Below are 20,689 nucleotides of genomic sequence, written 5' to 3' on the forward strand. Positions count from 1 at the left end.
CAGCGATGAAGCAGCGGTGCGCACGAACGAACGATGACCGAAGCAGCGGTCGCGTAACTGCCGCCCGGCGGCGACTGACGAGCCGGTGCACTGCGACCAGCGCCACACGTCGCAATCCCTGCGCCCCCTCGCCCCGCCGGCAGCTCTACGACGAGCTCATGCGCGATGGCGGTCGCTCAAGGCGCTTCTACCTCGTACCCCAGCGCCTGCAATCGCGCCAGATAGCCGTCCGGCGCGGTCATGCGGCTGATCGGCAGCACCGCGAAGGTGCTGCGGTTGCGTTGCAGCGCGGTAGTGGCGATGCCGAGCCAATGTTCGCGCATGCGCCGCTCCAGATCGTCGATGCCGCGTTTTCTGGCGGCGCCGGAGCTGGCCATCGCGCTCATGCACGCCGCTTGCGGATCTTCGCGCGGCAATTGACGCAAGGCCTCGATATCGCCCACCGACCAGGCGTTGGCACGCTCGACCATGGTCGGCAGATCGCGCTCCACCGTCACCAGGATGCTGCGAAAGCAGGCGGTGTCGTCCATGCCGCCGGCACGGAACTCCTTGAGCGCCTGACGCGGGTCCTTGATCTTGTAGTCCAGCGCGGTTGGCGTGGGCTTGATGCCTGCGCGCTTGGCGGCACGTTCTACCACCGACCAGATCACCGGCGAACGGGCCAGGCCGGAGCGCTTGATCGCCGCCTGATACAACTCGCCGGCCGCCAGCATCGGGCGTTTGCGCTCCACGCCACGATCGCTGCCGATGTAGCGCGCCTTGGCCACACTCCACCGCGCATACAACTCGGCAGGCAACACATCGCGCAGTTCGCGGTCGTCTTCGTTCTTCATCGCCTTCATCGCCGATGGCAGCAAGGTCAGCTTGCCGAAGAAGCCCATGTCCGCATCGACCTGCACGGTTGGCGCCATCAGTACCTGCTGGGACTGGCCGATGATGGTTTCCACCTCGGCCGACTGCCATTGCAGGCGTTTCGGCAATGGCGACAAGGTGCCGAGGATCCACAACACGTGGTCGCCCTTGCTGACCTTCCACAAGCCAGGGCCGGGCTGCACGCCACGCACCACCATCGCCTCCAGGTCGACCACCGGCGGTGGCGCGGCCGCTGTTTGCGGCGCGGTCTCGCTGGCCGTCGCCAGCATCGATGCCAGCATCACGCCGGCGCCCCATAACGTTGGCCTGTATCGCATCACATGTCGCCCCTGTTTGAGGCGGACAGTACGCCAAGCCCGCTCGCGCCGCGTTAGGGAAGCGTTCGGCCGCACGCGGCGCCGCGATCGATCAGCGTGGGGTGAGTGTTGCCAGGTGGGTGGCCAATGGCGAGGTGGCGTCGAGCAGCGCAAATCCCTCCCACACGAATCCCGGCGACACGGTGCAAGCGACCAGGGTGAACTCGCCCAGCGAACGTGCCGCCTGCCACTGCCCTGCGGGAACCACCTGCATCGGTTCGCCACGGTCGGCGGCGTCCAGCATCAAGCGTTGCAGCTGCCCGCTGGCCTCGTCGTAAATCAGCAATTCCAGCGCATCGCCTTGTTGCCAGTGCCAGCTTTCCTCGGCATCGACACGATGCCAGGCACTGCATTCGCCGGCAGCGAGCAAAAAACGGATCGCGGTCAGCGCAGGGCGGGACCGGCCGTTGTCGCTGATCTGACGCTCGGAGGCATACACGCGGCGGAAGTGCCCGCCTTCCGGATGCGGCGACAGGTCGAGCGAGCGGATCAGGGCGGCGGCGGTCGGATGCATGCGTGCATGCTAAGCCCAGACGCCGCCGCCATGCATCAGGGCAGGTGCTTGCCCGCGCGCAGACAGGTACGGAAGAACACCAGCAGGTCCCAGCTGTAGCGCTTGAGCAGACGGCGCGGCTCGTTGAGCAAGCGATACATCCATTCCAGATGCAGCCGGCGCACCCAGTCCGGCGCGCGCTTGGCGGTGCCGGACAAAAAGTCGAGCAGCGCACCGACGCCGAACACCAGCGGCACGCGCAGCGCCTGGCTGTGATCGAGAATCCAGCGTTCCTGCAACGGGTTGCCGAACGCCACCAGCAGCACATCGGCGCCGGAGCGGTTGATGCGCTCGGCAAGGCCTTCGCCCGCGGCGGCAAATTCGCCGTAGCCGTCGCACATACCGACTACCTGCTGCCCCAACGTGCCGGTCAAGGTGGCGGCAGCGGTCTTGCCCACACCGGGCCGCCCGCCGAGCAGGAAGAACTTGAGCGGCTGCGCTGCCTGGCGGCACAGATACGGAATCAGATCGGTGCCATTGAGGTTGCCGGCGAAGCGGCGGCCATGAATCAGCCGCGCCGCCAGGTCCATCCCGATGCCATCGTTGACGATCCGCACGCTGGGTTCGCGCATGCGCATCCGTAGCGCCTGGCACTGCACCACAAAATTGGTGTTGGCGAAGAACACCCGGCGTGGCTGTTGCGCGGCCAATGCGTGGAACAGATCCAGCGCGAATGCTTCCTGGGTGGTGGACAACACCGGAAACCCACCTAGCGGAATCACCACACCTGGCGGTGTGTCGACGGCGGCGACGGTCGTTGTTTCGCTGTCCACACGCTGGCCCTGCATCATCGAATCACCAAAGGTCGTAGGGGAATGCAGCCAGCAAGCCGGCCTGCAGTGTTTCCAGATCGAACGCGCCGTTGCCGCCCAGCTTCAGACACTCTTCGATGTTGTTGCCCGCGTGCCACTGCGTGCGTCCGGTGCCGTAGTAGTAATCGTCGTATTTGAAGCGGTCTTCGCCGTTGCCCCAGTCCAGATACACCGCCGGAATGCCATAGGCTTCGGCAAGAATCAGGCCGTGCAGCGAGCTGCTCACCACCAGCTCGGCACCCAGCAGCTGGCTCATGAAGGTTGCCGGCTTGACGTTGGGAAACACCAGGTAATCTGTGTACGCGCTGTACTTTTCCACCGGTTCGTTAAAGTGCGGCACGATGGCGAACGGACGCTTTTCGACCGTGCCCAGTGCCTCGGCAGGGAAAAACATCGGCGTCAGCAGACCTGGGTCGCCATAGACTTCCGGCACTGCGATGCCACGGTCCAGCAGAAATTGACGGGTCTTGGGCCCACGCACCGCCCGCACATCGAGCGTGCTAAAGGTGTTGCGCTCGGCCGGAATCTTGCCATTGATGCCGCTGCCCCAGACGGTGTCGCCATCTTTGGCGAAGTGCAGCACCGAACCGATCGCGATCAGCTTCTTGCTGAGATCGCGTTTCTCGATCAGGGTCTTGTCCTGCAGCGAAAGCACACAGGACACGATCACCTTGGACAGATGATCCCCCATGTTGACGCCAGCGTTCTTCGGCTGCCACCAGAACAATGCGCGACGTTCTGCGTGTTCTATCCACTTCTGCAGCAAAGCGTTGGCCATAAAGAGGGGTCTCCTGTCTCAAACGGATGAGGTGCGCTGCATCAATGCGAGAGCGCGGCCTCCGAGGAAGCACGCGCGGCTGCGCCGATGTGCTGCGGATACAAACGGGTTTCCGGATACGCGGCCGGATCCAGCACACGGTCGGTGGTGTCGGACCAGTTCAAACATTGGCGGTAACGTACATGCGGCGCATCCAGCGCCTGCCCGATTGCAGCGACGATCGAATCGGCGTTGCCGGGCGTGTAACCAAAGCGCGACTGCTGATACGGCCCGACCACTGCATTCGGACACACCGCAGGCAGGCCGAAAAAGTCGTATTGCAACAGCTTCATCGAGCTATCGGCCAGATACACCGGCACCTGCTCCGACGCATACGGCGCGATGCCGAACCGCGCGTGCTTGATGTAGCCGATCGTCTCGACGTGCTTCATTTCACCATAGACGACGACGTTATCGCCATAGCCAGGGTGGCGGCCCATGCCCGACCCGATCACATGAAACGTGACCTGCGGAAACGCCTTGCTGGCAACGACGAAGAATTCCGGATCGAACAACATCGACCCTACCGCCACCGCATGGATTCCTTCGCCGTACGGCGATGGGTCGCCCAGCTGATCCAGGTTGTGATCCACGCCATGCCCGACGTGATAGACGTTATCGCGGCTTGCGATCTCTTCGGCCATGGCCGGCGACACCAGCGCGATGACGTCCAGGGTGGGCGCAACCCGGTCGAACTCGCGTTCGATATAAGAGGCGACGTTGATCGTGCTCAATCCATCGGAAGCGCGATACACCAGCTTGGCAGTGGGATTGGTGCGCTTGGCCAGTTCGATAAAAGCCACGGCAATGCCGCTTTCGAACACGATGACATCCGCTTCGCGCATCCAGTCCAGCAGTTGCTTCGGCGGATGTGCGGCATACCAGCGGAACATCGCATCTTCGACAGACTGCAGCCACGCCCGGCGCGTATTGAACGGATGCACCGTGGTGCGCCAGAGATAGCACTCCACGCCCTTGTGCGACACCACGGTATTGGCGGTGTCATCCAGCGGCAGCCGCATATCGCCCTTCATCCGCGACAGGCGGCTGTAACGCAGCGAAAAAAATCGCGTCGTCCCGCGCAGCGCAAGCTGATCGGTGATGAAGTGGATGTTGGCGCGGCGCGGCGTGCGGTAATCGTGTGCGGACAAGACCAGATAGCAAGGCCGGCGAATGCCGGAAGCAGCGGCGGCGGGTGTGTCGCTCATGGGCCGTGTCCTATGAATGAGTGGAAGAAAGCATGCCCGAATGCAGGCGAAGACGATGTCGATCTCATCGACGTGCCTTGGCCTGACTCAGCAACTTGCGGATGTTGACGATGGAGATCACGTCGCGACGGAACGACGGCCAGATACCCAGCATCAGCAGGCACACTGCAGCCATCGCCGCTGCGCCTGCGGCCAATTGCTGCCATAGCGGACCGCCGGCAGTAATCGAGGCGTAATACGCACAGACGCCGGCAACGCCGTACGCCACCATCGCGCGTACCGCATTGGTGAACAGCACACCCACCGGCGTATCGGAAATCTTGCCGACCCAGATCAGCGACATCGGCCAGGTCACCAGCAACCCGAACGAATAGCCGATGGCGACCCCCATCGCACCCCAGCGCGAACCGACGAAGATGCAGGCGATGAGCACGATGCGGCTGACCAGCGAGAACAACAACTGCTCGCGCATCAGCCCGCGCGCCAGGAACACCCAATACGTGGCGTAGGACGCAGTCTGGAAAATACCGCCCAGCGCGAGCACCTGGAACAACGGCACCGCCTCGCGCCATTGTTCGCCCAGCACCAGCACGATCAACGGCATCGCCACCGCACACGCGAACGAGAATAGCGCCACGATCAGATGCACCATCACCGTCTGCCCGCGCAGCAGAAACGCGCTGAAACGCTCGCGGTCGTCCTGCAACTGCGACAGCACCGGCAACGCCACGCTGGTCGCCGGTGCATTGATCTGGTTCAACGGCATCATCAACAGCTGGAACGCGCGGTTGTACAGACCCAACGCATCGGGCCCGGTGCGCCAGCCGATGATCACCTGCCCCACATTGCGGCTGGCGTAGCCCAGCAACTGCGCGGCCATCAGGTTCCAGCCGAAGCTCATGAAATCGCGCATCGGTGCCTCGCGCCGATAGCCTCCGGGCAGCCAACGTGCGCAGCTGCCCGCGATCACCAGGTTGACCACCGCCTGCACCACCTGCTGTACCACCAATGCCCAATAGCCCCAGCCCAGCAGCGCAGCGGCGACGGCCGCGCCCAACCCCAGCACTTGCGAGCCCACATCGCTCAGCGCCACCTGCCCGAAGCGCAGCCCACGGCTCAGATGCGCGCGGTACTGCGTGGTCATGCCGTTGATCAGGAACGTCACCGCAAGCGCCTGCGAGATCGTGACCAGTGCCGGCTCTTTGTAGAAATTGGCGATCACATGCGCCGAGGCGAACACCACCACCGACAGCACCAGACCGATACCGCTATTGATCCAGAACAGGTTGTCGCGCTGTTCGCGACTGACGTGTTTGGCCTGCACCGCGGCCGCCGACAAGCCAAAATCGCGCAGGATTTCAGCTGCACCGACAATCGCGGTGACCATCGCCATCAACCCGTAGTCGTAGGGCGTCAGCAACCGCGCCAGCAAAATGATGCCGCCGAACTGCACGACCATCTTGGCCGACTGGCCCAGCATGGTCACCGCTGCTCCGCCGGCAGCGCGCGCGCCGAGGCTGCGTTGCGGCGGCGGTGTGGGAGAGGACGTCGTGGGGGTTTCTGCGGTCACAGCGCGGCGTCTCCATCCTTGCCCAGCGCTTCGAGGTAGGTGCGGTAGTGCAGCTGCCCGATGCGTGGCCAATCGCGTTGCGACAGATCCGGCGTCGGCCCGCGCGGCGCAGCGCGCACCGTGTCGAGCATGCCGGTCAACAGCGCCGCGTCGAATTCGCCTTCGTACAGAAACACCCAGCCCGGCCCCACTTCTTCGGCAATCGCCGCATTGGATTCGCTCCACGGCGCCAGCACCGGGCGCGCCAACGACAATGCGAGCAGCAACGTGCCGGAGTTATGCATCTGCCGGTACGGCAACACTACCAGCTCGGCCTGGCTGACCTCGCGTGCCAGCACCGGCTCTTCGACATAGGCGAGCAATGCGCTGATGCGCGGATCCTGCGCACTGGCCTCTTCCACCAGCGTGCGCATCTGCGGCGTGGCCGGGTTACCGACGATGCGTAGATTCACGCGTGGGTCGCTGACCTCGCGCATCACCTCCAGCAGCGTTTCCACGCCCTTGTACGGACGAATCAGACCGAAGTGCAGCAGCCGGCCTGGCACCGTGGTGCCTTGCGGCATCGTCGCGAACCAGTCGCGGTAGTGGCCATGCAGGATGGTGTCGGTAAACGGCGGGCGCACCGGCGTGGTGGCGTTGATGCGGATCCAGCGGCGCGTCAGGCGATCGGTCCAGCGCAACAGGCTACGCTCGCGCCAACCGCGATCTTCGTGCGGGGCCAGGTTATGCAAGGTGCGCACCACCGGCGTGCCGGTGACCTGCAACTTCAGCAGCAACAATGCCGCGCAAACCTGCTTGGCCAACGTGCCCACCGCGCTGGGATGGCGCAGCAAGTATTCGGGCCAGTGCAGATGCAGCACGTCGTAGCGCGACAGCAAGGCATCGCGCATCGAGAAGAAACGTGGCTGCACCGCGTCAGGCAACGCGTCGTAAAGCTGGGTCAGATACGGGTTGGTGCTGGCGTTGGGTTTTTCGGTGGAGAACAACACCGTGACCTGCGGCTTGGCCGCCGCACGTGCCATCGATGCCGATGCAAGCGCGCTCATCGCAGCGTCTCCTGCGGGCGCGGGGTGCCCAGGGCACTGTGGTACTCGTCGATGTAGCGCCCCACCACATGCTTCCAGTCGTAGCGGCTCACGTAGGCCATCGACGCCGCACGACGCACTGCGAAGTCGCCATCGGCCGTCAGCGCGAGCGCCTGCACCTGGTCGGCCGCCGCTTCGATCCTGTCGCGGTTGACGATCACACCCTGCCCCGACTCGCTGGCCAGCCGCACGAACGGCGGGATATCGCTGAGGATGGGAATCAGGCCCGCGCTCATCGCCTCCACCGCGGCAATGCCAAAGCCTTCATGGCGCGACAGGCAGACGAAAAACTGCGCCTGCTGCATCAACGCGCGCAGCTGCTCCTGCGACGGCGACATGCTCAGCTGCACTTTGTCCTGCAACCCGCGCTCGGCAATCGCCTTGCGCAGGTCGGCTTCGTTCAAATCGTATTCGCGGCCGGCGATGATCAGCTGCCAGTGCGGATCGCGCGCAAGCATCGCCTTCAGCAGCTCCAGCGTCTCGATCAGCCCCTTGTTGACCGACCAGCGCCCGAAGTACAGCAGTGTCCGACCCGCAGTGGCCGCACCCTGCCCCGCATACTTCTCCACGTCCACGCCGTTTTCGATCACCCGCAAGCGTGCCGGCGACACCACCTTGGCAAATAGATCGCCATCGTTTTCGCTGGTTGCGATCACCCGCGAATACGCCAACGCCGAGGTGCGCGTGAGTGTCTGGAACCACAGCTGCTTCATGCGCGACGCATACGCAGTGTGGAAGAACCCGCCATGCGTGGACACCACCATCGGCTTGCCGTGCAGCGGTTTGGTCAAGGCCAGATAGTCGTAGAAAAAATCGATCCCGTGCAGATGCACCACATCGGCCGAACCAATCGCGCCCAGCACCGACGGCGCAAGCGGATAGCGCGACGAACCGCGATAGCCGATCCGCCGGATCGGCAGACCTTGATGGGTCTCCTGCGGCGCAAGCTGCGCACCCGGATCGGTAAACACCCGATCCAGCGTCACCACTTCCACCGTATCGGCGCTGTTGGCCTGATGCTGGCGGGCAACATTGAGAACGACTTCTTCCATGCCCCCGATCGAGGGGTGGAATTGGCGGACGACATGCACCACTTTCATTACGCCAATCTCCTGTGCCAGTGACGCGCACGCATGTGCCGCGACAGCTGATGATTCTTGAACTGCGTCATTGACTCTTCAACCCCAACATCCAAGGCGCGCTACGCACCAGCACTGCGCGCATCGGCACCGCGCAGGCGATCGCAAATGCGCTGAGTCCCATCGCCCACATTGGGGTGCCGATGAGGCCGCGATCGACGACCCCGGTGCGCGCAACCACGCTGGTGACCACCAGGAACACCAGCGTATGCGTGCACAGAATCAGCAAGGTGTTGGTGCCGATCCACTGCACCCACTGCCAGTGCCGGACGAAATACGCGATGCACAGCGTCATCGCAGTCCCCAACAGACTCACCACCAGGAACAGCGCAGCCGATTGCCCGAACAGCAGGTTGTTCACGTCCACCTGCCCGTTCGCTCCGGCCAGCAGCCACCATACCGCTGCGACGACAGGCAGCGCCAACGCCCACACCCATGCCGAAAGCGCACGCAGCGCATCGGCAAAGCGCGACAGCCAGCCACCCAACGCGATAAAGAACAAGGCAATCGGCAACACGTCCAGCGCAAGCGGCAAGCGCAGCTGCAACGAGGGAAACAATGCCGCCCATGCCAGGGCGATCGGCACGCTAAGCGCCGCTACCACCGTCGTGCTCAAACGTGCACGCAATGCGATGTAGGTCAGCGTTGTGACAAACAACGCCGGTAGAAACCACAACGCCGGCAGCACGTAGAGGCGCGTGCCGTTGGCCCAGACCACGCCGAGGAGCGGGTCCCACCACGCCCGCGCACCGGGCTGCTGGAACGCATGATTGAGCACGGCCGTCAGCAGCCATAGCCCGTACGCCACCAGGAAAAACGCCAGGTATGGCACCAGCAACGTCCGCGCCAGCTTTTTCACCGTCGACACATTCAACCCGCGACGTCCGAAGCGCTCGCCGACCCAGCCGGAAAGCACGAAAAACAACGGCACATGGAAACTGTAGGCGAACAGTTTGTAGGCTGGCGGCATGCCGCTCGCGTGCCCCAGCACCACCAGCACGATAGCCAGCGCCTTTGCCGCGTCGATCTGCCAATCGCGGGCCATTGCCGGCGCGCGACCAGCGGTTACCACGGTCTTGTCGTGCCCTGCTTGCTGCGGATAAGGCGCAGTCGTCATGTCGCGACACCGGTCATGCCGCCACCGTGCGCGCACCCAGGGTCCAGGGGGCAAAACGCATCAACAGCCAGCGCATCGGCACGCAGGCAGCCAGCGCGAAGACGGTCACGAAGACCGCCCAACCCAGACCCGGCCGCCCTGCACCGAATCCACCCGCCACCGCGGCAACGCCGGACAGCACGAAGAACACCAGCATATGCGTGCACAGGATCAGCAAGGTATTGCGGCCGATCCACTGTACCCAGCCCCAGCTCTGCACCAGCCGCGCCGCACAGATCACCATCAACGACCCCAGCACCGCACTGAGCAGGAACACGGCATGGTCTCGGCCGAAGCCGAGCATGTTGACGTCGATACGTCCGTTACGTTGCGCCAGCCACGCCACCGCAAGTGCCAATGCAACGCTCACCAACGCACTGACCGGCAACGAGGTCGGCAGACGCGGCGACACGTGAATCAACAGCGCGCCCAGCGCGTAGAAGCACAACGACACCGGTAGCACATCGAGCCCGAAAAAAAACCTCACTCCCTGCGTCGGGAACCAGTTCATCCAGACCCACGCCAGCACCAATCCCGCCGCCGCAATCGCCAACGGCGGCAGCAAGCGGCGCAGCAATACGTAGCTCACCACAGTGACCAGCATCACCGGCAAAAACCACAGCGGCGGCTGCACATACAGGTCCGGACCGACCCCGGTAAACAGCGACACGATCGGCTCCCACCACGGGTGACTTCCCCAGCGCGCAGCCTTCTCGCCGATATTGCGGGTCAGCAGCCAGTATGCGTAGCCCAGCAGATAGAACGTGACATACGGCAGCAGCAGACTGCGCGCCTGCTTGGTGATCGTCTGCGCCATGCTGGTGGTACGCGACGCGTAGCCGGCGGCCAACCAGCCAGACACCAAAAAGAACAGCGGGACGTGAAAGCTGTATGCAAACAAGGTCATGGCATGCGGCACGCCCTTGGCATGGCAGAACACCACCAGCAAGATCGCGATTGCCTTGGCCGCATCGATCCGCGGATCGCGCGCTTTCCCGCCGGCTGCGATCCGCACGCCCGCGTCAGGGACGACCGACGACGGCTCTGCTGCCGCCGCGCTCATCGCCCCGCTCCCGCAGGCAATGGCAACTGCGCGCCATCCACCGTTGGATCGTCCTTGATCGAAGCAATGGAAACGGCCGACGCAGACCAGGTCGGGCGCATATGCCACAGGCAGCCGCACACGAACCACCACAACGCCGAGGTCTTGATCGAAAAGTAGCCGTTGGACACCAACAGGCTCAGCGCAAACGCGAAGATGGCCAGGTTCTTGAACAACTGGCCTTCCTTGCTCGGCATCAGCAACAGGAACGAATACGACAACAGGAATGCCAGCACCCCGACGATCGACTGCGACGCGATGAAGTACGAAATGCCGCTATCGAAATAACGGTAGGCCTGCGCAAAATCCAGCCCCAGCCATGACTCGAAAGACAGGTTGTTCATCGAGTAAACGGTGAAGAATATTCGGCCCATGGTGGTGTCCTGGTAGGCCGTGATTCCGGTCATCCACACCAGTAGCCACGCACTCATGATTACCAGCAAGAAGACCAAAAACGCCAAGCGCTGATCCATGCGTTTCAAAAGTGGCGTCAGCAACACCATCAGCACGCAGGTGCCCGCCGCCAAGCGTCCATCCGAGGCGACGATCATGAAACCGATCAAGCCCACCGACAGGACCAGCGCCGCCGGCCGCATCCAGCGCCAGAACACCAGCACGATGGCGGTAAAGAAGCAGATGTAGTTACCCATCGTCACCGGCTCGATGAACATCGAGGAGGCACGCGGGAGATTGGACCCTGGCAGGAAGTTACGTTCGCCCGGCCGCGTGGCGCTGACGAACAGATTGCTGTCTTCGTTCCAGAACCCTTCGGCGCTCATGCCGCGCGCGTTGACGAAGAAGCTCTTTGGATTGACCAGGTCGCCATAGGCGCTTGGCATTGCCAGCTCGAAGGCGGCAACCAGCGAGACGATGATGGTCATGCGGATGAACAACTTGGGCACCGACCCGGTATAGGCAGAGCCCAGCACCACAAAGGCGAACACCACCAGGGCATCGCGGAAGAATTTAGGATCGATCTGCCAGTTCACCAGGAACCGCACGAACATCAGCAAGACGATCAATCCAAGCCCACTGACGATCAATGCAATGCGCTGACGGCTCAGCGAGCCCAGGCCCAGCACGAAGCAGGCCGCGTAGACGATGAATTCGACGGCGTAGGTGATCACCGGGCGCACGGCGAACACGTTCGCATTGATCAGTGCCAGCACCAGGTTGTAGCCCACGCCGACCAGCAACGTCAGTTCGATCAGCAGGTTATGCCAGCGAACGCGGGTTTCCTCGCTCATTCGGATCAGCATAGACATGCCTGCCTGAGAGGGGCGGCTGCACTGCAGCCGCCCGCGACGCCTGACGCGCCAGGTCGCACGCTCCCCGCCATCATCAGTACGCGGTCTTCTGTCCGAACACGCGTACTGCCGTCAGCACGATGATGCGGATATCCAGCCACAGCGACCAACGACGGATGTAGTCCAGGTCGTACTGGATACGCTTCTTCATTGTCCGCAGCTCCGGGGTTTCGCCACGGAAACCATTGACCTGCGCCCAACCGGTGATGCCCGGCTTGACGTAGTGGCGCTGCATGTAATGGTTGATCAGCTTTTCGTAGTGCGTGTTGTGCTGCGCGGCGTGCGGGCGCGGGCCCACGATCGACATGCTGCCCGCCAGCACATTGAAGATCTGCGGCAACTCATCCAGGCTGCTGCGACGCAGGAACGCACCGAACCGGGTGATGCGGGTATCGTTCTTGGTGGCCTGCTGGATGGTGCTGCCATGGTCGTCATGCACGCGCATCGAGCGGAACTTGAACATGTAGAACTCGCGACCGCCCAGGCCGTGACGACGCTGGCGGAAGAACACCGGGCCCGGCGAGCTCATCTTGACACCCACGGCAATCGCAGCCATCAGCGGCCACAGACCCATCAGCGCGATCACAGCCAGGATCTTGTCCTGCAGCGCCTTGGCAACCACGAAGTAATTGTCGCGATCCACACCGCCCTGACGCAGGTTGATCACCGGCGTATTGCCGATCTGCTCACCGGACTGGTTCAACAGACCGAAGTCGAACAGGTCGGGCACCAGCTTCACGTTGATCGGGTAACGGTCCAGACGCTGCAGCAGTTGCTTGATATGGTCGCGCTCGCCCAGCGGCAGCGAAATCCACACCTGCTCGACCTGATTTTCCTTCAGGTAATCGATCAACGCATCCGGCTCGCCCAGGCACGGCAGCGACTGGCGCTGTTCGGTCACGGCGATGTCGTACGGCGTGCGGAAATAGCCGACCAGATTCATGCCGACCCACGGATTGCGGCTCAGGTAGTGATTGATCTTCATCACCGGGTGACGCAGGCCGACCACCACCACGCGCTGGACGTCCACGCCCTGCGCACGCAGGTGGTTCAGGAAGCCGCGCAGCAAGGTGCGTGCCGCCACCAGCGAAGCCAGGCCGCCGACGAACCACAGGCCGATCCAGCCGCGCGAGACCTGCTCTCCGACCTGCACGATCAGCGCATGCACCGCAAACAACGCAAACACGCCGCCGAAGGCACCACCCAGCACCATCAACTCGCTCAACAGCCCGCGACCGCGCCAGCTGCGATACAGCGGGAACAGCGCAAAACAGATCACCGAATACAACAGCGTGGTGGCGATTGCGACACGATACGGCGCCGCAGGCACCCAGGAACCGAACACGATGCGGTATGCGATCAGGCCCGAGACGACCACCATGGTCAGGTCGAACACGCGCAGTACCAAGTCGGCTGCCGCCGAGTACTTGGATAACAATCGCGGCGAGGATGTCGTGTACGTCGCGCTACTCAAGTCTGCCAAAAGCATGGGGATGTCCTCCAAACTCGATACGGCGCATGCGGGGGAACATACGAATCGCACGCGAGCTTTTAATCATCTCCGTCGAGCGATCACCGCGGTAATACCTACCGACCCCAGATCGCTCGACAGCCCTTTGTTTCAACAGAGACAAACTTTCAAAACGAGGGAGCCCGAAACATACGGGATCCCACTTTTTCTACGCTGAATCGGTTGTCACTTTAATTAACCACTGTTTTGCAACATCACGATGTCAGTGCAATCGTGTTTCCGGCCCAGTGCCCCGCAGGAAGTAACGCACAAGCGCCACAGCCAACCCAAGGAATACGCCAAAGATGAAGCCTAAAGCGAGGTTCAATTTCAGTTTCGGCGAAGTCTTCGACGTAGGCACATCTGCAGTGTCGACGATGGTCACGTTGTTGGCGCCGACATTGCTCGCCACACCGATTTCCTTGTAGCGCTGCAAGAGCGCATCGTAGAGCTGACGGTTGGTGTCGACGTCGCGCTTGAGCATGTTGTAGCGGATGCTGCGGCTCTGCAGGTCCAGTTCGTTGGTGCGCAGACCGGCGATGCGTTCGTTGAGCAATTGCTCCTGATGCACCGACGCGTCGTAGGTCGCCTTGAGCGATTGACGGACGTTGACGACCTCACCATTGATCTGCCGGCGCGACTCTTCGATCTGCGCCTTCAGGCGCTGCATTTCCGGGTAATCCGGCTTGAAGGTCGACAGCTTCTGCTGATATTCGCTGGTCAGACGCACCTGCTCGCCGCGCAAGGTCTGAATCAGCGGGCTGCTCAACACCTGCGGCAACGACATGGGATCGCCGGTAGCGGCCTGACGCCAGGCGGCCTCGGCCTTGATGCGCGCATCCTGCGCCGACGCCAGCAACGCGTTGAGGTCGGTCAGGTTCTGCGCCGGCAACGACGGCTTGTCGTCGCCCACCGAGACGATCTGCTCGTCGGTCGAGTACGCAACCAGCGTCTTTTCCGAGTCCTCCACCTTGTCGCGCAACTGCTCCAGACGCTCGGCCAGGAACTTGGTCGCGAACGAAGACGCCTTCATGCGGCGCTCTTGCGTGCTCACGATGAACACCTTCGGATAGGTGTTGGCGATCTTGGCCGCAAGCACCGGGTCCGGCGAATCGTAATTGACGTAGACCAGGCGGGAATTGAGGATCGGCTCGACCACCAGACCTGCCAGCAAGGTGTCGGTCAGGCTGCGCTCGATGATGGCCTGACGCGAATCCACCGACTTGCCTGCTTCGGGATTCTTGGCAGAAGCTTTTTCCAGCGCTTCTTCGACCTGCTGCTTGAACGCCGGCTCCTGATCGAGCTTGGCCTCGCGAATCACCGCGCGTGCCAGCGAACGGCTCTGCAGCAGCTGGTACTGGGTCTGGTAGAAGTCGCGATCCTGCGGCGACTCGACCGGCATCAGGTTGTCGACATTCACCACGTTGAGCGAATCGCGCTCGATCTGCAGCGTACTGGTGGCGCGATACTTTTCCGGCATCAGGAAGGTGATCACCAGCGCCAACAGCACGGCGGCGATCGTGATCATGATGATCAGCCAGCGCTGCGACACCAGGGCACGCCAGTAGTCGAGCAAGCTGACGTCGGCCAGTTCGAGGTGCCCATGACGCTGCGACGGCGAGGAACGATTGTCGGAATTCATACTCATCGGTAAGCGCGCCACACCATCACTAAGGGGGTCAGTTCCAGCATGGTGCGCAACCAGACGCGCGCATCCGAGCGATACACCACGACGATGTCGCCGCCGTAGATCTCAGGATCAGGATTGGCACCCTTCTCGATCTCGGTCAGGTCGAAGCGCGCGATCATTTTCTGCCCGTTGACCATGCGGAACACGATGACATTCCCGCGGCTTGCCACCGTGCTGACGCCCTTGGCCTGCGCAACGGCCTGTTGCAGCGTCAGATTGGCGCCGATCACCGGGTAGATGCCGGGCTCGGTCACAGCGCCGGTCACGGTCACGCGACGGCCATTGGATTCCTGCACGAACACCGACACCTGCGGATCCTGCAGGTAGCCGCCGCGGTAGCGATCGGCGACCATCTTTTCCAGCTCGCCGACACCCATGCCGGCGGCGTTGACGTCGCCGATCAGCGGTAGCGAAATGTGGCCGTTCTGATCGATGCGGACCTGCCGTTCCAGATCGTCGACCTGAAACACCTTGACCAGCAACAGGTCGCCTGGGGAGAGTCGATACTCGGGCTGCACCGCGGACATTGCCAGCGGATCGGGAAGCGGCAATGACGACGCCATCTCCTTCCCGGTGCTGCAAGCACCCAGGGCCATCGAGCAGATCAACGCCAGGCTGAGGCCTTGGCAAAATCGTCCGATCAGTTTCTTCATGCGTGTGGCTGGCTGCCTCGGTTGGGTGGGACAGGAGCTCGCGCAGCATTCAACCGGCCAACACGCCAGCACGAACGTACGACAGAGAAATTCATCCCAGGAACATCGGGATCACGACAGGTATGACGTGTTGCACTGCACTATGGCACAGAACGATCGCATCGCAAGACGCGGCACGCCATTTTTTTGACGGCGTTGGCCTATTGATTCAAGTTCGTCGTTGCCGCGTTAAAAAAACGTGATCCACGTTCTAATCTGAAACTAATGATTTAGAGCGTTTCCCGACACTTAGCACCGTTCCGTGACCCAAGTCCAGAGCGAGCAGGAGCGCAAAAACCGGGCGCTAGCATTCGGTTCATGCTGCACTGCGATATGCCGATCTACGTATCGAGCGAACGCTGCCAGGACACAAAAATGCAATGTTGCGTCGCAACAAAAAAGCCCATGTCGGACTGACATGGGCTTGATGTTTGGTCGGGGTAGCCGGATTTGAACCGACGACCACTAGTCCCCCAGACTAGTGCGCTACCAGGCTGCGCTATACCCCGAAGATGCTGCATCCCGTCGCGAGGACGGCCTGCGATTATAGCGGCTTTGCGAACCGTTTTCCTAGCGGCGAAGCAGCTGCAGGACTTCTTCCAGCTCCATACGCACCTGCTTGATGATCTGGTTGCTCAGCGCCGACTCGCTTTTGGCGCCATCGCCCTCCAGCCGCAGACGCGCCCCACCGATGGTGTAGCCCTGCTCGTACAGCAGGCCGCGGATCTGCCGGACCATCAGCACATCGTGGCGCTGGTAGTAACGGCGGTTGCCGCGTCGCTTGACCGGCTCCAGGCTCGGAAATTCCGTTTCCCAATACCGCAACACATGCGGCTTGACGTCGCACAGCTCGCTGACCTCACCGATGGTGAAATAGCGCTTGGCCGGAATCGGCGGTAGCTCGCGATTACTGCCCGGATCCAGCATAAGCCTCCACCCGTTCCTTGAGCTTTTGGCCAGGGCGGAAGGTCACCACCGTCCGGGCCGAGATCGGAATTTCCTCACCGGTCTTGGGATTGCGACCGGGCCGTTGGTTCTTGCGCCGCAAATCGAAGTTGCCGAAACCCGACAACTTCACCTGACGACCCTGCTCCAGCGCATCGCGCAGCACATCGAAAAACGCGTCGACAAATTCCTTTGCCTCGCGCTTGTTCAGACCGACCTCGTCGAACAGACGTTCGGCCATCTCCGCTTTCGTCAATGCCATGCCAATCCCCTGGTTACCGCCTCAACTCCGGATCCGGGCGCGGTGCTCGCGCTCAATCACGGCCACCACATCGGTAACGACCGCATCCACGTCCCGGTCGGTGAGAGTGCGCGAGTTATCCTGCAAAATCAAGCCCATAGCCAGACTCTTGAAACCTGGCTCGACCCCCTGCCCGACGTACCGGTCGAACAGCTGCACTTCGCGCAGCAACGGGCCGACCGTGGTCTGCACGCTGGCCGACAACGCCGCCCAGCTCACCGCCTCCGGCACCAGAAAGGCCAGATCGCGGCGCACCGACGGGAACCGCGACAGCTCGCCAGCACGCGGCAGCGCCCGCTGCACCAGTGGCGCCAGCTGCAGTTCGAACGCGATGACATCGACGTCGATCTCCAGCGCCTTGGTCAGGCGCGGATGCACCTGGCCGATCCAGCCGATGCACACGCCATCGCGATAGATATCGGCCGACCGACCAGGATGCCCGAACGGCTGGGCGGAGGGCTGAAACTCCAGCGCCGCGCCGCTGGCCGCTGCCAGCGCCATCAGGTCGCCCTTCACATCATGAAAATCCACCTTGCGTGCGGGCTCGCCCCACTGCAGCGCCAGCGCATCGCCACACACTGCGGCGGCGACATGCTGGGATTCCTGCGGCGCAGCGCCCGCCTGCGATGCAGCCGCAAACACCTTGCCCAGCTCAAACAGACGCACCCGCCCAGCCTGACGGGCGGCGTTGCGGCCCAGCGTCGCGACCAGGCCCGGCAACAAGCGCGGACGCATGATGGCCAGCTCGGCACTGAGCGGATTGGCCAGCGACACCAGGCCGTCGGTCAACTGCCAGCGCTCCAGCAAGGCGGCATCGACGAAGGCGTAATTGATGGTTTCCTGCAACTCACGCGCCACCAGCTGACGGCGCACCGTCAGCTCGTCCAGCTGGGTTTCGCTGGGCATCGCGATCCGGCTGGCACCGCCCGGCAGCGTGGTCGGCACCCGGTCGTAACCGTGGATGCGAGCCAACTCTTCGATCAGGTCTTCTTCGATGGCGATATCGAACCGACGGCTCGGCGCAACGACCTGCCAGCCTTCGGAAACCGCATCGAGCTGCATGCCGAGCGCACTCAAAATGCGCACGACATCGGCGTCGTCGATGTGGATGCCGAGCACTCGCGCGATGCGTGCGCGACGCAGCAGAATGCGCGCGGGCTGCGGCAGATGCTCCGGCAGTTGCGCGTGCACCACCGGGCCCGGCGTACCGCCAGCCAGTTCCAGCACCAGGCGCGTGGCTACCTCGATCGCCTGCGGCGGCAGCGCCGGATCCACGCCTCGCTCGAAGCGATGGCCCGCATCGGTATGCAGGCCGAACTTGCGACCACGCCCCATGATCGCCGCCGGATCGAAATACGCCGACTCCAGGAATACGTTGTGCGTTTTGTCGGTGACGCGCGTGTCAAGCCCGCCCATCAATCCGGCCAGCGCCACGGGGCGGCCGGCATCGGTGATGGTCAGGAAGCTGTCGTCCAGCGTGACCTGACGCCCATCCAGCAGCGCCAGCTGCTCGCCACTATGCGAACGACGCACACCGATCGGCCCCTGCAAGGTATCCAGATCGAAGGCATGCATCGGCTGGCCCAGCTCCAGCATCACGTACTGGGTGATATCCACCAGCAGCGACACCGGGCGCACGCCGCTGCGACGCAGACGCTCGGCCAGCCACACCGGCGTCTTCGCCAGCGGGTCGATGCCTTCGATCACCCGCCCGCAATAGCGCGGCGCTTCCTTGCCTGCCTGCAGCTCGACCGCCAGAGTCCGCGTGGACACCGGCGCCACGGCACCTGCATCGAACGCCACCACTTCGCTGGCGCACGCTGCAGCCACGTCGAAGGCGATGCCGCGCACGCTGAAACAGTCGGCGCGATTGGGGGTGAGCTTGATTTCGATGCTGGCATCCGGCAGGCCCAGATACTCCGCAAGGGCTTGACCCACCGGCGCATCGTCCGGCAACTCGAACAGGCCGGACGCATCGCTATCCAGGCCCAGCTCCTTGGCCGAGCACAACATACCGTTGGACGGTACGCCGCGCAGCTTCGCAGCCTTGATGGTCAACTCGCCGATCTGCGCGCCGACCAGCGCCAGCGGCGCCACCAGACCGACACGCGCGTTGGGCGCACCACACACGATCTGCAGCAATTCGCCCTGCCCCGCATCGACACTGCACACCTGCAGGCGATCGGCTTCCGGATGCCGCACGGCCTCGACGATACGCGCCACCACCACTTGGCCAAGCGCCTCACCCAACGGCGTGACGTCTTCGACTTCCAGACCGATCGCCGTCAGCGTGGCGGCCAGTTCCTCGCGCGAGGCCTGGATCGGAACGTGGCTACGCAGCCAATTTTCAGAGAATTTCATGAGGGGCCGAGAATCGTGAATGGAGAATTGGGAATCGCAAAAGCGGGGAAGTCGGGACTTCGGAACGGGACTCGCGGAGCTTGCGGCTTGTGCGATTCCCCATTCCCAACTCCCGATTCCCGGCCGTCAAGCAAACTGTCTGAGAAAGCGCACGTCGTTTTCGAAGAACGCGCGCAGGTCGTTGACGCCGTAGCGCAGCATCGCAAAACGCTCCACGCCCAGACCGAACGCAAAGCCGGTGTAGCGCTCCGGGTCGATGCCGACGCTGCGCAACACATTCGGGTGCACCATGCCGCAACCCAGTACTTCCAGCCAACGCGTGCTGCCGTCGGGCTGCTGCCAGGCAATGTCCACTTCCGCACCCGGCTCCACGAACGGGAAATAGCTGGGGCGAAAACGCATTTCGAAATCGCGCTCGAAGAACGCACGCACGAACTCGGACAACGTGCCCTTGAGATCGGCAAAATTCGAATGCTCGTCCACCAGCAGGCCTTCAACCTGATGGAACATCGGCGAGTGGGTCTGATCCGAATCGGAGCGATACACCTTGCCGGCCGCAATCATGCGCAGCGGTGGTTTGTGCGCATCCATGTAGCGCACCTGCACGCCGGAGGTATGCGTGCGCAGCAGACGACCGTCGCCGAAATAGAACGTGTCGTGCATCGCGCGCGCCGGATGATGCGGCGGAAAATTCAGTGCTTCGAAGTTGTGCCAGTCGTCCTCGATTTCCGGACCATCGGACAACTCGTACCCCAGCCGCGCAAAAATCTCGACGATGCGCTCGAGCGTGCGCGTGACCGGATGCAGGCCACCGCGCTCGCTGCGGCGACCTGGCAGGGTGACGTCGATGCGTTCGCCGGCAAGACGTGCATCCAGCGCTGAGGCTTCGAGGGTCGTCTTGCGCTCCGACAACGCTGCGCTCAGCGTATCTCGGGTCTGGTTGATCGCCTCGCCTGCGGCCTTGCGCTGCTCGGGCGGCAGCGTGCCGAGCTGCTTGAGCTGGGCGGTGACGCTGCCGCTCTTGCCCAGCAGGGCGACCCGCAACGCTTCCAGTTGGTCCGGCGTCTGCGCGGCGGCGACATCGGCCAGCGCGCGCTCGGTCAGGGATTGAATCTCACTCATTGCACTCGCGCCTCAACTGCTCAGCCGAACGGTGTTTCCGGATGCACCGGAATGCATGACCACTCATATGCTGCCAGCCCTTGCATCACT

Annotated in this window: 18 protein-coding genes and 1 tRNA gene; all 19 read right to left on the minus strand. The window is 63.0% G+C overall.

Going from position 1 to position 20,689, the window contains the following annotated elements:
• Nucleotides 1–176 precede the first annotated feature (176 nt).
• The 19 genes from ACCQ06_RS14170 to pheS all read right to left on the minus strand — a co-directional run bounded on the left by ACCQ06_RS14170 (nt 177) and on the right by pheS (nt 20,599).
• The gene (locus ACCQ06_RS14170; protein WP_104616385.1) at nt 177–1,190 is read right to left on the minus strand and encodes a TraB/GumN family protein; all 1,014 of its coding nucleotides are present in this window, start codon (nt 1,188–1,190) and stop codon (nt 177–179) included.
• 91 nt (nt 1,191–1,281) lie between these two features.
• Nucleotides 1,282–1,743: a cupin domain-containing protein gene (locus ACCQ06_RS14175; protein ID WP_104616386.1), complete on the minus strand. Its 462-nt coding sequence runs from the start codon at nt 1,741–1,743 to the stop codon at nt 1,282–1,284.
• Nucleotides 1,744–1,778: 35 nt separating this feature from the next.
• A complete protein-coding gene (locus ACCQ06_RS14180; protein ID WP_170068663.1) occupies nt 1,779–2,573 on the minus strand; it encodes a WecB/TagA/CpsF family glycosyltransferase in 795 nt (264 codons plus the stop codon).
• A 4-nt stretch (nt 2,574–2,577) separates the two neighbouring features.
• Entirely contained in the window at nt 2,578–3,372 is a 795-nt protein-coding gene (locus ACCQ06_RS14185) for a polysaccharide pyruvyl transferase family protein (protein WP_316686545.1), read from the minus strand.
• Between the two features lie 41 nt (nt 3,373–3,413).
• A complete protein-coding gene (locus ACCQ06_RS14190; RefSeq protein WP_316686547.1) occupies nt 3,414–4,619 on the minus strand; it encodes a GumK N-terminal domain-containing glycosyltransferase in 1,206 nt (401 codons plus the stop codon).
• A 64-nt stretch (nt 4,620–4,683) separates the two neighbouring features.
• Complete coding sequence (locus ACCQ06_RS14195) at nt 4,684–6,189, minus strand: lipopolysaccharide biosynthesis protein (protein ID WP_104616389.1); 1,506 nt, start codon at nt 6,187–6,189, stop codon at nt 4,684–4,686.
• Nucleotides 6,186–7,235: a glycosyltransferase gene (locus tag ACCQ06_RS14200; RefSeq protein ID WP_228325020.1), complete on the minus strand. Its 1,050-nt coding sequence runs from the start codon at nt 7,233–7,235 to the stop codon at nt 6,186–6,188. The genes ACCQ06_RS14195 and ACCQ06_RS14200 overlap by 4 nt, the downstream gene beginning before the upstream one ends.
• Nucleotides 7,232–8,374: a glycosyltransferase family 4 protein gene (locus ACCQ06_RS14205; RefSeq protein ID WP_316686549.1), complete on the minus strand. Its 1,143-nt coding sequence runs from the start codon at nt 8,372–8,374 to the stop codon at nt 7,232–7,234. Before ACCQ06_RS14205 ends, ACCQ06_RS14200 begins: the two co-directional genes overlap by 4 nt.
• 67 nt (nt 8,375–8,441) lie before the next feature.
• Nucleotides 8,442–9,458, minus strand: coding sequence for an acyltransferase family protein (locus ACCQ06_RS14210; RefSeq protein WP_316692602.1), 1,017 nt, complete (start codon nt 9,456–9,458; stop codon nt 8,442–8,444).
• 85 nt (nt 9,459–9,543) lie between these two features.
• Nucleotides 9,544–10,632, minus strand: coding sequence for an acyltransferase family protein (locus tag ACCQ06_RS14215; protein ID WP_316686551.1), 1,089 nt, complete (start codon nt 10,630–10,632; stop codon nt 9,544–9,546).
• Nucleotides 10,629–11,918 (minus strand): polysaccharide biosynthesis protein GumE, encoded by a 1,290-nt coding sequence (locus ACCQ06_RS14220; protein WP_170068664.1) that lies wholly within the window; start codon nt 11,916–11,918, stop codon nt 10,629–10,631. The genes ACCQ06_RS14215 and ACCQ06_RS14220 overlap by 4 nt, the downstream gene beginning before the upstream one ends.
• 94 nt (nt 11,919–12,012) lie before the next feature.
• A complete protein-coding gene (locus ACCQ06_RS14225; RefSeq protein WP_104616395.1) occupies nt 12,013–13,467 on the minus strand; it encodes an undecaprenyl-phosphate glucose phosphotransferase in 1,455 nt (484 codons plus the stop codon).
• 244 nt (nt 13,468–13,711) lie between these two features.
• On the minus strand, nt 13,712–15,151 hold the full coding sequence (locus ACCQ06_RS14230; RefSeq protein WP_104616396.1) for a GumC family protein: 1,440 nt from the start codon (nt 15,149–15,151) through the stop codon (nt 13,712–13,714).
• Nucleotides 15,133–15,831 (minus strand): polysaccharide biosynthesis/export family protein, encoded by a 699-nt coding sequence (locus ACCQ06_RS14235; protein ID WP_170068665.1) that lies wholly within the window; start codon nt 15,829–15,831, stop codon nt 15,133–15,135. The genes ACCQ06_RS14230 and ACCQ06_RS14235 overlap by 19 nt, the downstream gene beginning before the upstream one ends.
• A 471-nt stretch (nt 15,832–16,302) precedes the next feature.
• A tRNA-Pro gene (locus ACCQ06_RS14240) sits at nt 16,303–16,379 on the minus strand.
• 61 nt (nt 16,380–16,440) lie between these two features.
• Nucleotides 16,441–16,797 (minus strand): MerR family transcriptional regulator, encoded by a 357-nt coding sequence (locus ACCQ06_RS14245; RefSeq protein ID WP_005995911.1) that lies wholly within the window; start codon nt 16,795–16,797, stop codon nt 16,441–16,443.
• Complete coding sequence (locus tag ACCQ06_RS14250; protein WP_002811076.1) at nt 16,778–17,077, minus strand: integration host factor subunit alpha; 300 nt, start codon at nt 17,075–17,077, stop codon at nt 16,778–16,780. The genes ACCQ06_RS14245 and ACCQ06_RS14250 overlap by 20 nt, the downstream gene beginning before the upstream one ends.
• A 21-nt stretch (nt 17,078–17,098) precedes the next feature.
• On the minus strand, nt 17,099–19,477 hold the full coding sequence (gene pheT / locus ACCQ06_RS14255) for a phenylalanine--tRNA ligase subunit beta (RefSeq protein ID WP_316686589.1): 2,379 nt from the start codon (nt 19,475–19,477) through the stop codon (nt 17,099–17,101).
• Nucleotides 19,478–19,603: 126 nt separating this feature from the next.
• Entirely contained in the window at nt 19,604–20,599 is a 996-nt protein-coding gene (gene pheS, locus ACCQ06_RS14260; protein WP_104616398.1) for a phenylalanine--tRNA ligase subunit alpha, read from the minus strand.
• Nucleotides 20,600–20,689 lie beyond the last annotated feature (90 nt).

Origin of the sequence: Xanthomonas sp. NCPPB 4467, from assembly GCF_041475665.2 — a bacterium.
In the GTDB taxonomy this organism is placed as follows: domain Bacteria; phylum Pseudomonadota; class Gammaproteobacteria; order Xanthomonadales; family Xanthomonadaceae; genus Xanthomonas; species Xanthomonas dyei.

Coding starts and splice junctions, on each gene's coding strand:
- ACCQ06_RS14245 (WP_005995911.1), bottom strand. CDS start 16,797: ATGCTGGATCCGGGCAGTAATCGCGAGCTACCGCCGATTCCGGCCAAG.
- ACCQ06_RS14185 (WP_316686545.1), bottom strand. CDS start 3,372: ATGGCCAACGCTTTGCTGCAGAAGTGGATAGAACACGCAGAACGTCGC.
- ACCQ06_RS14190 (WP_316686547.1), bottom strand. CDS start 4,619: ATGAGCGACACACCCGCCGCCGCTGCTTCCGGCATTCGCCGGCCTTGC.
- ACCQ06_RS14225 (WP_104616395.1), bottom strand. CDS start 13,467: ATGCTTTTGGCAGACTTGAGTAGCGCGACGTACACGACATCCTCGCCG.
- ACCQ06_RS14180 (WP_170068663.1), bottom strand. CDS start 2,573: ATGATGCAGGGCCAGCGTGTGGACAGCGAAACAACGACCGTCGCCGCC.
- ACCQ06_RS14175 (WP_104616386.1), bottom strand. CDS start 1,743: ATGCATCCGACCGCCGCCGCCCTGATCCGCTCGCTCGACCTGTCGCCG.
- ACCQ06_RS14220 (WP_170068664.1), bottom strand. CDS start 11,918: ATGAGCGAGGAAACCCGCGTTCGCTGGCATAACCTGCTGATCGAACTG.
- ACCQ06_RS14170 (WP_104616385.1), bottom strand. CDS start 1,190: ATGCGATACAGGCCAACGTTATGGGGCGCCGGCGTGATGCTGGCATCG.
- pheT (WP_316686589.1), bottom strand. CDS start 19,477: ATGAAATTCTCTGAAAATTGGCTGCGTAGCCACGTTCCGATCCAGGCC.
- ACCQ06_RS14250 (WP_002811076.1), bottom strand. CDS start 17,077: ATGGCATTGACGAAAGCGGAGATGGCCGAACGTCTGTTCGACGAGGTC.
- pheS (WP_104616398.1), bottom strand. CDS start 20,599: ATGAGTGAGATTCAATCCCTGACCGAGCGCGCGCTGGCCGATGTCGCC.
- ACCQ06_RS14205 (WP_316686549.1), bottom strand. CDS start 8,374: ATGAAAGTGGTGCATGTCGTCCGCCAATTCCACCCCTCGATCGGGGGC.
- ACCQ06_RS14210 (WP_316692602.1), bottom strand. CDS start 9,458: ATGGCCCGCGATTGGCAGATCGACGCGGCAAAGGCGCTGGCTATCGTG.
- ACCQ06_RS14215 (WP_316686551.1), bottom strand. CDS start 10,632: ATGAGCGCGGCGGCAGCAGAGCCGTCGTCGGTCGTCCCTGACGCGGGC.
- ACCQ06_RS14200 (WP_228325020.1), bottom strand. CDS start 7,235: ATGAGCGCGCTTGCATCGGCATCGATGGCACGTGCGGCGGCCAAGCCG.
- ACCQ06_RS14235 (WP_170068665.1), bottom strand. CDS start 15,831: ATGAAGAAACTGATCGGACGATTTTGCCAAGGCCTCAGCCTGGCGTTG.